This window comes from Nordella sp. HKS 07, assembly GCF_011046735.1.
GTDB lineage: Bacteria > Pseudomonadota > Alphaproteobacteria > Rhizobiales > Aestuariivirgaceae > Taklimakanibacter.
This window is the reverse complement of the sequence record NZ_CP049258.1, coordinates 1176352-1189483: the sequence shown is the minus strand read 5'-3', so window position 1 is coordinate 1189483 and position 13132 is coordinate 1176352. Positions and strand designations below refer to the sequence as shown.

Below are 13132 nucleotides of genomic sequence, written 5' to 3'. Positions count from 1 at the left end.
TAACGAAGGGTAACTGACGTTGCGTCCGCATTTCTGCGGGCCGATGCGTCCTATTTCGTTCCGAACATGCGGTCGCCGGCATCGCCGAGACCCGGGACGATATAACCATGGCTGTCGAGCTTGCGGTCGACCGCGGCGGTGAAGATCTGCACGTCGGGATGATCGGCGTTCACGTGTTTGATGCCCTCCGGCGCCGAGAGCAGGCAGACGAGCTTGATGTCCTTGGCGCCTTTGTCCTTCAGCCGCTGTATGGCGGCCGACACCGAATTGCCGGTGGCGAGCATCGGATCGACGACAATCACCCGGCGCTCGGCGATGTCCTCGGGCACTTTCAGATAGTATTCGACCGGCTGCAGCGTTTCCGGATTGCGGTAGATGCCGATATGGCCGACGCGGGCCGAGGGCATCAGATCGAGCATGCCCTCGAGGAGGCCGTTGCCGGCCCTCAGGATCGAGACGATGACCAGCTTCTTGCCTTTGAGAATGGGGGCTTCCATCTCGGCGAGCGGCGTCTCGATGGTTTGCGTCGTCATCGGCAGATCGCGCGCCACTTCATAAGCGAGCAGCAGGCTGATCTCGCGCAGAAGCTGGCGGAACACCGCCGACGGCGTGTGCTTGTCGCGCATCAAGGTCAGCTTGTGCAGCACCAGCGGGTGGTCGACGACGACCAGATTCGCCGGCAGTTCGGCTTTGCTCATGGAGGCCTCCTGTTACCGCCTTTTCTTACGGGTACGGGCGCTCTAAACTCAAGCCGGACGTGCAGGCAAAACCGCCTTCATCCACCGGAAAAACCCATGACATCGCTTAATTTTCGCCAGCATGAGATCCTCCTGATCGCCCGCCAGAGCGGCAAGGTGACGGTCGACGGGCTGGCGGAGCGGTTCGATGTCACCCCCCAGACGATCCGCAAGGACCTGAACGATCTGTGCGAGCAGCGGCTCCTGACCCGCACCCATGGCGGGGCGCTTCTGTCATCGGGTGTCGAGAATGTCGCCTATGAGGCGAGAAGGCTGCTCGCCGAATATGAAAAGCAGCGGATCGGCGAAAGGGCCGCCCAGCTCATCCCCAACAATTGCTCGCTCTTCATCAATATCGGTACGACGACCGAGGAGGTGGCGCGCGCGCTGACCAAACATGAGGGGCTGCTCGTCATCACCAACAATATCCATGTGGCGACGACCTTGACACCATGTCCGGGTGTCGATGTCATCGTCATCGGCGGCATGGTCCGGCGCTCCGACGGTGGCATCGTCGGCGAGGCGGCAGTCGACTTCATCCGCCAGTTCAAGGTCGACTATGCGGTGATCGGCGTGTCGGCGATCGACGATGACGGGGCGCTGCTCGATTTCGATTATCGCGAAGTGCGCGCCGCGCAGGCGATCATCGCCAATGCCAGGCGCACTATTCTGGTATCCGATACGATGAAATTCACCCGCTCGGCGCCGGTGCGCATCGGTCATCTGAGCCAGATCGACACTTTCGTCACCGACCAGCCGCCGCCGGACACGATCATCGATATCTGCCGGCACAATGGCGTGACGCTGGAAGTGGCGGCGCCGGCGGAAGAGCCGGCAAGCGGCCTGTCGGCGGCCTAAGTGCTTTTGCCGGGATCACAATCGCGGCGCCCGAAAATATTGCTGGCAGCCCGGGGACCATGCGGGATTAAATGAGATGACCCGGGACCGCGGGCGAAAGTGTCTCGTAGATCACAGCCCCATCAGGTCAGATGCAACAGCAATCCGGTCAGGCTGCTCGACAGTGTCCGCGCATTGCTCGCGAGACCTCTTCGTGTCCTTACTTGCCCTTGCCTCGATCCGGCGCAGCGATGCGCGTGCGCTTCACGCCATCGCCATCGCCACCACTACGACTGCCGCCATCGCCACCACCGCCACGGCTACCGCCATCGCCACCACCACGACTGCCGCCATCGCCACCACCGCGGCTACCGCCACCGCCACCGTAGCCGGCCTGCGCCCGCTTGGGCTGGGCCAGCAAGGCTAACGCTGGTGCGGCATAAGCGAAGCGCCCGATCTGTCGCAGCACCGCGCGGCGTGCCGCTTCGTGGCCATCCTCGGTCTCTTGTTGCGTGGGCGCGCGAACTTCATCCCCGCCGGACGTAGTCATCCTTGCCCTCTCACTTCGCTGTCACTGCGAAGAATCGCCTAATAATTTGAGGCAAATGCATTGAGCGATCAATATATCGAACGATTTAGTCGTTCGTGTTGCGCGACTACGCTGCGAGAGTGTTTCGAGGGCTGTTGAAAAACCGCGTCAGCTTGCCCCTCACCTGGAGGGGGCGGGCGGCCCGGGCAAAAGTTAACGGCGAGAAATGGATGAAGCAGCGGGTCGTGCGCCAGGCTTTTGGTGCGCCAATTTCAAGAATTCTCTCTCCATCCAAGGTTGATGGCTCGTGTTCATGCGATTTTCGTTGAGTTTCGATTTTTTTCGTAATATAGCGAATGGAGAAAAGTTAATGGTTCATTTGGTTCGCATATGCGAGGAGTTTCTTTCGCATGTGCAAAATCCGAATCGAAATGAATCGCTAGTCCGATGGGAGCGGCATGGCCGGGGAAGCGGGCGTTTATGATCTGGCCATTATCGGGGGCGGCATAAACGGCGTCGGCATCGCGCGCGATGCCACCGGTCGCGGCCTCAAGGTCATCCTCGCCGAGCAGGGCGATCTTGCCTCCGGCACGTCGTCAGCTTCGACCAAGCTCATCCATGGTGGCTTGCGCTATCTTGAACATTACGAATTCCGCCTGGTGCGCGAAGCGCTGATCGAGCGCGAAGTCCTGCTTAATGCTGCGCCCCATATCATCTGGCCGCTGCGCTTCGTGCTGCCGCATCACAAGGGCCTGAGGCCCTGGCCGGTGCTGAGGCTCGGCCTCTTCCTCTATGACCATCTCGGCGGGCGACAGATTCTGCCCGGCACGCGCGGCGTCGATCTCACAAACGATGTCACCGGCGCGCCGCTCAAATCGGAATTCACCCGCGGCTTCGAATATTCCGACTGCTGGGTGAATGACGCCCGCCTCGTGGTGCTTACCGCGCGCGACGCACAAGAGCGCGGCGCCGACATTCGGCCGCGCACGCGTTGCGTGTCGGCGCGGCGCGACGGGAATATGTGGACCTGCGTGCTCGAGGACGCGAATAACGGCGCCAAAGCCGAGATCAAGGCCAGGCTCCTCATCAATACCGGCGGGCCCTGGGTCAGCCAGGTCCTGGGCGCGGTGATCGGCGAGAACAATCCCGACAAGATCCGCATGGTCAAAGGCAGCCACATCGTCGTCGACAAGCTCTATGATCACGACCGCTGCTATATTTTCCAGAACACCGACGGCCGCATCTGCTTCGCCATCCCCTATGAGCAGAATTTCACACTGATCGGCACCACCGACGAGGACCACAAGGGTGACCCAGGCAAGCCGGAGATCTCTCAGGCCGAGCGCGATTACCTCCTCGCTTCGGTCAGCGAATATTTCAAGAAGCCGGTGACCGCCGACATGGTGCGCTGGACCTATTCCGGCATCCGACCCCTCTATGACGACGGGGCGAGCAAAGCGCAGGAAGCGACACGCGAATATGTGCTGAAGCTTGATGCCTCCGCCGGCCAGGCACCGCTGCTTTCGGTCTTCGGCGGCAAGATCACTACCTTTCGCAAGCTCGCCGAAGCGGTGCTCGACAAGATCGGGCCGTTCTTTGCGGGACTCAAGCCGTCCTGGACCGCAACGGCGGCACTGCCCGGCGGCGATTTCCCCTTTGCGGAGGTCGAGAAAAGGATCGCCGATTTCCAGCGCCGTCACGCGTTCCTGGCGCCCTCGAATGCGCGCCGCATCTTCAGGGCCTATGGCACGCGGGCGGATCGGATCTTCGAGGGCGTGCGCTCCCCGCAGGATGTTGGCGAGAGCTTCGGTCTGCTCAGCGCCCGGGAAGTGAATTATCTGGTGAAGGAGGAGTGGGCGGATACGCCCGAAGATATTCTTTGGCGGCGTTCCAAGCTCGGACTGCATCTGTCCGTCGCCGAGCAGTCGGCGCTGCAAGCCTATATGACGCGTGAAGCGGGCGACAAGACCCGCAGGAGAGCTTCAGCTCTCTGAAAGGTGCAAGGTCTACCGGAAGAACGGGACACCCCTTCTCCGGATCGTGCCTAGCCTACGCTACCGGACGTGCGTGCGCTCCGGATTGGGCTTAAGCCGCGCGCAAAATGGGAGGACTAGCGATGTCGCTTTTCAGGACTGTATCAGCGGTGGCGTTGCTGCTGGCGCTGGGCGCGAGCCCGGCACTGGCAGACCAAGCTGCCGCCAAGAAGTGGATCGACAGCGAATTCCAGCCTTCGACACTGTCCAAAGAAGACCAGATGAAGGAGATGGAATGGTTCATCAAGGCTGCCGAACCATTCAAGGGCATGGAGATCAACGTGCTGTCGGAGGACATTCCGACGCATGAGTATGAGTCACAGGTCCTTGCCAAGGCTTTCGAGGAAATCACCGGCATCAAGGTGAACCACCAGTATCTCGGCGAAGGCGAGGTCGTGCAGGCGGTTCAGACGCAGATGCAGACCAACCGCAATTTATATGATGGCTATATCAACGACAGCGATCTCATCGGCACGCATTCGCGCCTGCAGAGCGCCATCAACCTCACCGACTGGATGGCGGGCGAAGGCAAGGATGTCACCGATCCGATGCTCGATGTCGACGACTTCATGGGTAAGTCGTTCACGACGGGACCGGACGGCAAATTGTGGCAGCTGCCCGACCAGCAATTCGCCAATCTCTACTGGTTCCGCAAGGACTGGTTCGACCGCGCCGATCTCAAGGAAAAGTTCAAGGCCAAATATGGCTATGAGCTCGGCGTGCCGGTGAACTGGTCGGCCTATGAGGACATCGCCGATTTCTTCACCAATGATGTGAAGGAGATCGACGGCGTCAAGGTCTACGGCCATATGGACTACGGCAAGCGCGCGCCCGATCTCGGCTGGCGCATGACCGATGCCTGGCTTTCCATGGCCGGCGAAGCGGATGTCGGCATTCCCAATGGACGCCCCGTCGATGAGTGGGGCATCCGCATGGAGAAGGACAGCTGCAACCCGGTCGGCGCCTCGGTGTCGCGCGGCGGCGGCGCCAACAGCCCCGCGGCCGTCTATGCCGTCACCAAATGGGACGAGTGGCTGAGGAAATATGCGCCTCCGGGTGCGGCGGATCTCGACTTCTACCAGTCGCTGCCATCGCTCTCCCAGGGCAATGTCGCACAGCAGATCTTCTGGTACTCGGCTTTCACCGCGTCGATGGTGGCGCCCAAGGATAAGGGCAACAACACGGTGGACGACAAGGGTGCACCGCTGTGGCGCATGGCGCCTTCGCCGCACGGCCCCTACTGGAAGGAAGGTTCGCAGCGCGGCTATCAGGATGCCGGTTCCTGGACGCTATTCAACTCCACGCCCGTCGATCGTCGCAAGGCGGCCTGGCTCTATGCCCAGTTCGTCGTGTCCAAGACGGTGGACGTGAAGAAGAGCCATGTCGGTCTTACCTTCATCCGCGACAGCACGGTGCGCCACCAATCCTTCACGGAACGCGCGCCGCAACTTGGCGGTCTGGTCGAGTTTTATCGCTCGCCTGACCGGGTGGCCTGGACGCCGACCGGCGTCAACGTGCCCGACTATCCGAAACTCGCCCAGCTCTTCTGGGAGAATATCGGTGACGTGAACTCAGGCGCCTTCACACCGCAAGAGGCCATGGACCGCCTCGCTTCGCAGATGGACCAGGTCATGGCCCGCATGCAGGCGGCGGATGAGAAGAACAAGGCCTATCATGGTTGCGGCCCAAGGCTCAATCCGGAGAGCGATCCCAGCAAGTGGCTCAGCAAGGACCACGCGCCATGGGCAAAGCTCGACAACGAAAAGCCGCAGGGTGAAACCATCGCCTATGACGAGCTTATCAAGCGCTGGACGAACAACCAGTAGCTTTCTCGACGCGCTGCCGGGATGCGCCAGTGATGCGCATCCCGGCGGTTTGTGCGAATATCACCTGTTCATGCGGAAACCGACAGGCTGGCGATTGCGTCATGGCTCTTGAGCTCAGGAACGTGTCGAAACGGGTGGGTGCTGCGACCCATATCCATGAAACCAGCCTTGTTCTGGAATCAGGCCCGTTCAATGTGCTGCTCGGAACCACACTTGCCGGCAAGACGACGCTGATGCAGCTGATGGCGGGTCTTGAGCGGCCGACCTCGGGCGAAATCTGGTTCGCCGGCCGCAATGTGACGGGCGTCGCCGTGCAGAAGCGCAATGTGTCGATGGTCTATCAGCAGTTCATCAACTATGCGAATTTCAGCGTCTATGACAATATCGCCTCGCCGCTGCGCGTGGCGGGAATGAGCGCCCGGGAAATCGACAAACGGGTGAACGAAGCGGCGGAGCTGCTCAGGCTCTCGCCGATGCTCAAGCGCCGACCTTCCGAGCTGTCCGGCGGCCAGCAGCAGCGGACAGCGATCGCGCGGGCGATCGTGAAGGATTCCAACATCATCCTGCTCGATGAGCCGCTGGCCAATCTGGACTATAAATTGCGCGAGGAATTGCGTGATGAATTGCCAAAGCTTTTCGGCGGGCGCGACTGCATCGTGGTCTATGCGACGACGGAGCCGTCCGAGGCGCTGCTTTTCGGCGGCAAGACGGCGACGCTCTTCGAGGGGCGCGTGACCCAGTTCGGGCCCACATCGGAGATCTATCGCAACCCCAATACGCTCACCAGCGCCAGAGTTTTCTCCGATCCGCCGATCAATGTGGCCGAGGTGAGGAAGGTCAATGGCGAGATCATCCTGGGCGACAAGGTGAAGTGGAAGGCCGGCAAAGCGGGGCAGGCGCTTGCGGACGGCCCTTACACCATTGCGATCAGGCCGCACCATATTACGCCGGCGAACGGCGAACAGGCGCTGGCGATGATCGAGGGCAGGGTGCTGGTCGCCGAGCTTTCCGGATCGGATAGCGTCATCCATTTCGACATGAACGGGCAGACCTGGGTGTCCCAGTCACACGGCGTCCATCCGTTCAAAGTCGGTTCGACGGCAAAGCTCTATGTCGATGTCGACAGAAGCTATTTCTTCGACGTGAATGGCGCGCTTGTCGGGGGAGCAGGCTGATGGCGCAAATCAGAATGGAGAATCTGAGGCATAGCTATTATCCCAACCCGCAGCGCGACGAGGACTGGGCGCTGAAACGGCTTACGCTTGAGCTCGCAGATGGCGGCGCCTTCGCGCTATTGGGCCCTTCGGGATGCGGCAAGACGACATTGCTCAATCTCATTTCGGGCCTGCTCAAGCCGACGGAAGGCCGTATCCTCTTCGATGATCGCGACATGACCGATACGACGCCCGAGCAGCGCAATATCGCCCAGGTCTTCCAGTTTCCGGTCATCTACGACACGATGACGGTCTATGACAATCTCGCCTTCCCCTTGCGCAATCGCGGCGTCGGCGAAAAGGATGTCGACAAGAAAGTGCGTGAGATCGCCGCGATGCTCGATCTGGACCGCACCCTCACCAAGCGTGCTTCCGGCCTCACGGCGGACGGCAAGCAGAAAATCTCGCTCGGCCGCGGCCTCGTGCGTTCGGACGTCAATGTCATCATGTTCGACGAGCCTCTGACCGTGATCGATCCGCATCTCAAATGGGTGCTGCGATCCAAGCTCAAGGAGCTGCATCACAGAATCCGGCGCACCATGATCTATGTCACGCATGACCAGACCGAGGCGCTTACATTCGCCGATCAGGTGGTCGTCATGAAGGATGGCGAGATCGTGCAGATCGGCACGCCGATCGAGCTCTTCGAGAAGCCAAAGCACACTTTCGTCGGCCATTTCATCGGCTCGCCGGGCATGAATGTGCTGCCTTGCCAGGTCGCCGGGGGAAAGGTGACCTTTGCCGGCAATATCGTGGAGGCCGCGAATGCCAAGGCCTATCAGGGCAATGGCAAGAAGCTCGAACTCGGTGTCCGGCCGGAATTCGTGCATTTCGCCGAAAAGGGCATTCCCGTCGAAATCGTCAAGGTGGCCGATGCCGGACGCTTCAGGATCGTCGAGACGCGCAATGGCGAAGGCAAGATCAACCTTCTGGTCCGGGAAGGACGGGATATTCCGACGCAGAATGTCCATGTCACTTTCGATCCCGGCCATACACAGATCTACGAAGATGGCTGGATGGTGAATTGAGGCCAATCAGATGAACAAGACGGTCAACAACAAGGCGTGGTTCTTCGTGCTTCCGGTCGTCCTGCTCGTTGCGTTCAACGCGATCATCCCCCTGATGACGGTGGTGAATTTCTCGGTCCAGGAGACTTTTGGCGACAATGTCTTCACCTGGGCAGGGGTGCAATGGTTTGAGGATGTCCTGCATTCGGAGCGTTTCCACGGCGCGCTTCTGCGCCAGATCGGCTTCACCGCGACAGTTCTCGCCATCGAGATTCCTCTGGGCCTGGCGATCGCCCTCACCATGCCGCGCAAGGGGCCGTGGGTTTCGGTCTGCCTCGTGCTGATGTCGCTGCCGCTGCTGATCCCGTGGAATGTGGTCGGCTCCATGTGGAATATCATGGCGCTTCCCGATATCGGACTGCTGGGCAAGTTTCTCAATGGCATCGGCTTCGAGTACAACTATACCCGCCAGCCGGTTGCCGCCTGGTTCACCATCGTGCTCATGGATGTATGGCACTGGACGTCACTGGTGGCGCTATTGTGCTATGCGGGCCTCGTCTCCATTCCGGATGCCTATTACCAGGCCGCAAAAGTCGATGGCGCGCGAAGCTGGGCAGTATTTCGCTACATCCAGTTGCCCAAACTTCGTCACGTGCTCACCATTGCCGTACTGCTGCGCTTCATGGACAGCTTCATGATCTATACGGAAGCCGTTGTCCTGACCGGCGGTGGTCCTGGAAGCACCACAAGCTTCCTGTCCCTCGATCTCGTGAAGACGGCTCTCGGCCAGTTCGATCTCGGCCCCGCCGCGGCAATGTCGATCATCTACTTCCTGATCGTCCTGGTGTTCTCGTGGCTGTTCTATACGCTCATGATGCGCAATGAGGAGACGTGACATGAGAAACTGGAGTCGCGCCGTTCCGGTCCTCTACATCATCTTTCTGATGCTGCCGATCTACTGGCTGCTCAATATGTCATTCAAGACCACCAACGAGATACTCGGTAGCTTTTCGCTTTATCCGCATGACTTCACATTCGAGAATTATGCCAAGATCCTGACCGATCCGTCCTGGTATATGGGCTATGTGAATTCGATCGAATATGTCGTCATCAATACGGTTCTCTCCGTATCGGTGGCACTGCCCGCGGCCTATGCTTTCTCGCGCTATCGCTTTCTCGGCGACAAGCATCTATTCTTTTGGCTCCTTACCAACCGGATGGCGCCACCCGCTGTTTTCGCCCTGCCTTTCTTTCAGCTTTATTCGGAGGTGGGTCTGTTCGACACGCCCTGGGCCGTGGCGCTTTCGCATACGCTGTTCAACATTCCGCTCGCCGTGTGGATTCTCGAGGGGTTCATGTCGGCAGTGCCGAAGGCTCTCGACGAAACGGCCTTCGTCGATGGCTATTCCTTCTGGCGCTTTTTCCTCCGCATTTTCATACCGACCATTGCCGCCGGAATCGGTGTCGCCGCATTCTTCTGCTTCATGTTCTCCTGGGTGGAACTGCTGCTCGCCAAGACGCTCACCGCCGTTGCCGCCAAGCCGATCGCCGCGGTGATGACGAAGACGGCCAGCACGTCCGGTTATGAGCTGGGCCTGCTGGCCGCGGCCGGCTCGCTTACCCTCATACCGGGCGCCGTCGTGATCTATTTCGTCCGCAACTACATCGCCAAGGGTTTTGCCCTTGGCCGTGTGTGACGCCGGAGGCTTCTTATGGACGTGCAAGGTGCGACATTTCTGTCCTGGATGGCATGGACCTGGCCGACGGCAGCCTTCTTCCTGTTCATCTTCCTGTGCCTCGTCGGCATGTCGGTCTGGGAATATTATTCGCCGGGCGGCGATCCCCGTCACGGCATCCTTGGACTCAATACCACGCGCGGGGACCGGCTGTTCATCTCGCTGCTCGGCAGCGCCTTCATTTTCCTGGCCTGGCTCGGCCTCATGGGCACTCCGCTCTGGGGGCCACTCGCCATCGCGCTCGTCTACGCCTTCTGCGTATTCAAGTGGGTTTAGAGCATCGGCTGATCCGAGAAATCGTCTTCCCGACGCGGCGACGGGGCGCTTGACATCGTGGGCCAGACGGCAGGATTTTGGAAATATCAAGTTCAGGAGTTGCGTTCGGACTTCAACTCCTGAGTCTGACCGATATAACTCGGATAGGATCAAGCGAATGGCTCTCGGCCTCCGAATAATCCATGAAATCGTGCAAGCTTTACTGCGCGTGTGGAACAAGAAGGATGAGGGTAATCGTAACGGCAAGCCCGCGCTTGCAGGCGATGGAGCAGCGAGACGATCGCCCGGGACTCCATCACCGCTGGCGAATGTACAGACCATCCATGGCCGGCCATTGAATGCGGCCGGATTGCGTGCCGTTGAGCGCGCAACACAATTGGGCTTTGGCGGAACAGGGACACATCAACGCCCCGAGAATACAAACAAGGGATTACGTGATCCCGGAGTTCACATCGATATGGCCAAGAAAGCTCCGCACCAGGAGAGGCAGTTGCCGGAAATTCGCTGCAAAAGGTCCAGCGAAGTCATTGGCAAAGTCGGCCAGCAACAAGTCCGCTGGCAGGTGTCGCCACGTAAAATTACGCAAGGCAGGCAGGTCAACCCAAACTCATCGTGCTCTAGCGTCAGCGAGAGCCCAGAACCGCGCGCGCCGCATGCGTGACCTCGTTCATGCCGGAGAAGCGCTCGGCGTCGAGGATCAACCGCCGCGCCAGGGTCAGGGCCTGGCGCTCACATTTGGCGCGCAGCGGCGGGTCCTTGATACTCTCGAGATCTTCCGTGTGGGCGAGGCCCAGGATGCGGCGGATCATCTTGATGCCGGCAAAGGAAATCGAATCGGTGAGGAGCTTGCGCATGAACCGTTGCTTCTCGGCAGCGAAGGCGGCGGCGCCCTCGGGCCCGGTGAAAAGCTCCGGCATATAGGCATCGCCGGTCCTGCTTGCGTCCCAGAGCTCGAGGAAGCGTTTGGTGAATACCCGCCATACTTTCTCGGTCTGCAGCAGGATCCAGTGGCGATAGGCGTTGCGGCTGCCGATACGCTCCTCATGGCCGGTCTGCGCATAATAGGCGATGAGCAGATTGCCGATGACGGCGCCGATATCGAAGCCCATCGGACCGACAAAGGCGAATTCGGGATCGATGATACGCGTATCCTGCGGCGTCAGCATGATCGAGCCGGTGTGAAGATCGCCATGGATCATCGCCTCGGCCGAGGTGAGGAACTGCAGCTTGCGCTCCTGAACCTTGATCTTCAGAGGCTCGTCGCGACGGAACTCGGCGGCAATGTCGTCGAGATAAGGCGTCGTCCAGCGATTGAGCTTGGCGATCCTGTAGGGATCGGTGAAGACCAGATCCTCGGTGATCTTGCAAAGCTCGGTGTTGCCGGCGAATGCGCCGATCCGCTGCTTGTGTTCGGCCGCAGGTAAGGCAAGGGCGGAGGTGTTGAACAGCGTCTGCGCCATGAACTCGGCGATATGGCCTGCGAAAAGGGGATATTCGGTGCCGCGGATCAGCCCCTTCCTCATGATGATATGGGGGCTGAGATACTCCATCACGATCAACGCCAGGCCGCGGTCAAAATGGTGGATCTTCGGCACCAGGCCCGGCGCATGCCTCGCCTGCTCGCTGAGAGCCATATGCTCATAATAGGAACGGTCGAGCGGCAAGGGCCAGGAATCGCCGACCAGACGCACATAGGGCAATGCCTGCTTGGCGACCACGGCGCCGGCCGGACCCTTGATGATGAAGACCAGGTTGAGATTGCCGTCGCCGACTTCCTGGACGGTCCAGCTTTCGGGAGCGCCGCCGAGGCGGGCGCGGACATCGGGAAGAGCTGACAGGACACCCGGCAAGGTGCCGTCGTTCAGGGCGCGATAGGCGGTCGTCATGGTACCTGGTTCAATGCGAGGCTGAGCGCGAGACGCGCAGACGCTCGGCATAGATATTGATGATCAAGGCGGCAAGCAAAATGAGGCCGCGGATCAGGATTTTCAGGAAGCTGTCGATATTGATGTGGTCGAGACCGTTATTGAGCACGCCGAGCACGAACAGGCCGATGATCGTATTGCCGATGCCGCCGCGCCCGCCGAAGAGGCTGGTGCCGCCGACGACGACGGCGGCGATGGCGTCGAGCAGATAGGTGCCGAACTCGTTCTGCTGGGCGCTGCCGAAATAGGCGACACCCAGCATGCCGGCGAGCCCCGAGCAGAAGGCCGAGATCATCAGCACGGCGGTGATGATCAGCTTGACATTGACGCCGGAATATTCGGCCGCCTCGCGATTGCCACCGACCATGTAGACGTAGCGGCCGAAGCGCGTATAGGTCAGCACGACATGGCCGATCATCAGCGCCAGGGCGGCGACGATGATCAGCCACGGAATGCCGAAGATCGAGCCCGAGCCCAGCGTAGCGACGAGCGAGGGCACGGCATAGGCGATCTGGCCTCTGACCAGCATGGCGCTGATGCCGTCACAGATCTGCAGCATGGCGAGCGTCATGATGAAGGACGGGATGCCGATCCGCGTCACGCCGAGGGCGGTGATGCCGCCAAGCGTCAGGCAGGTGGCGATGGCGAGGATGATGGCGAAGCCGCCGGCGAGCGGGATATTGGCGATGTTGACGCTCGCATCCTGCAAGGTGAAGAAGGCGACGACGATACCGGTGGCATTGGCGACGCTGGCGACACTCAGATCAATCTCGGCGGTGAGGATCACGAAGGTGAGGCCGACCGCGATAATGGCGGTGATCGACACCTGCTGCAGGATGTTCTGCAAATTGCCGAAGGATAGGAACGAGGAACTCGCGAAGCTGAAGAAAGCGACCAGGAACAGGAGCGTCAGGAAGGGCGCGATATTGCTGAGCTGGTTGCGAAACCAGTCGCCGGCCGACCGGCGTGCCGGCCGAGCTTCCGAGGTCGAGGTCATGCCATTTCCCCCATT

At 60.3% G+C, this 13132-nt stretch carries 13 protein-coding genes; 10 read left to right on the top strand and 3 right to left on the bottom strand.

From position 1 onward, the window contains the following. Positions 1-50 precede the first annotated feature (50 nt). On the bottom strand, positions 51-698 hold the full coding sequence (upp, locus tag G5V57_RS05700; RefSeq protein WP_165166586.1) for a uracil phosphoribosyltransferase: 648 nt from the start codon (positions 696-698) through the stop codon (positions 51-53). A 96-nt stretch (positions 699-794) separates the two neighbouring features. On the opposite strand from upp, the gene G5V57_RS05695 reads away from it, so the two are divergent. From G5V57_RS05695 to G5V57_RS05650, 10 genes are all read left to right on the top strand, one after another. Then, on the top strand, positions 795-1595 hold the full coding sequence (locus tag G5V57_RS05695; protein WP_165166585.1) for a DeoR/GlpR family DNA-binding transcription regulator: 801 nt from the start codon (positions 795-797) through the stop codon (positions 1593-1595). Positions 1596-1788: 193 nt separating this feature from the next. Further along, positions 1789-2001, top strand: coding sequence for a hypothetical protein (locus tag G5V57_RS05690; protein ID WP_165166584.1), 213 nt, complete (start codon positions 1789-1791; stop codon positions 1999-2001). 560 nt (positions 2002-2561) lie between these two features. Further along, positions 2562-4097 (top strand): glycerol-3-phosphate dehydrogenase, encoded by a 1536-nt coding sequence (gene glpD / locus G5V57_RS05685; RefSeq protein WP_165166583.1) that lies wholly within the window; start codon positions 2562-2564, stop codon positions 4095-4097. 122 nt (positions 4098-4219) lie between these two features. Further along, on the top strand, positions 4220-5962 hold the full coding sequence (locus G5V57_RS05680) for an ABC transporter substrate-binding protein (protein ID WP_165166582.1): 1743 nt from the start codon (positions 4220-4222) through the stop codon (positions 5960-5962). A gap of 101 nt (positions 5963-6063) precedes the next feature. After that, positions 6064-7137, top strand: a complete 1074-nt coding sequence (locus tag G5V57_RS05675; RefSeq protein ID WP_165166581.1) for an ABC transporter ATP-binding protein — start codon at positions 6064-6066, stop codon at positions 7135-7137. Next, positions 7137-8204, top strand: coding sequence for an ABC transporter ATP-binding protein (locus G5V57_RS05670; RefSeq protein ID WP_165166580.1), 1068 nt, complete (start codon positions 7137-7139; stop codon positions 8202-8204). Before G5V57_RS05675 ends, G5V57_RS05670 begins: the two co-directional genes overlap by 1 nt. Before the next feature lie 10 nt (positions 8205-8214). Then, positions 8215-9078, top strand: a complete 864-nt coding sequence (locus G5V57_RS05665; protein WP_165166579.1) for a carbohydrate ABC transporter permease — start codon at positions 8215-8217, stop codon at positions 9076-9078. After that, positions 9065-9880, top strand: a complete 816-nt coding sequence (locus G5V57_RS05660; protein ID WP_165166578.1) for a carbohydrate ABC transporter permease — start codon at positions 9065-9067, stop codon at positions 9878-9880. Before G5V57_RS05665 ends, G5V57_RS05660 begins: the two co-directional genes overlap by 14 nt. Before the next feature lie 15 nt (positions 9881-9895). After that, positions 9896-10195 carry a DUF2160 domain-containing protein gene (locus tag G5V57_RS05655; protein ID WP_165166577.1) on the top strand — a complete coding sequence of 100 codons (300 nt, stop codon included), beginning with the start codon at positions 9896-9898 and terminating at the stop codon, positions 10193-10195. Between the two features lie 157 nt (positions 10196-10352). Next, on the top strand, positions 10353-10856 hold the full coding sequence (locus tag G5V57_RS05650; RefSeq protein WP_165166576.1) for a hypothetical protein: 504 nt from the start codon (positions 10353-10355) through the stop codon (positions 10854-10856). Here the strand turns inward: G5V57_RS05650 and mtnK are convergent. Next, on the bottom strand, positions 10819-12081 hold the full coding sequence (gene mtnK, locus G5V57_RS05645) for an S-methyl-5-thioribose kinase (protein ID WP_165166575.1): 1263 nt from the start codon (positions 12079-12081) through the stop codon (positions 10819-10821). The genes G5V57_RS05650 and mtnK overlap by 38 nt on opposite strands. 10 nt (positions 12082-12091) lie before the next feature. Beyond that, entirely contained in the window at positions 12092-13117 is a 1026-nt protein-coding gene (locus tag G5V57_RS05640) for an ABC transporter permease (protein ID WP_165166574.1), read from the bottom strand. Positions 13118-13132 lie beyond the last annotated feature (15 nt).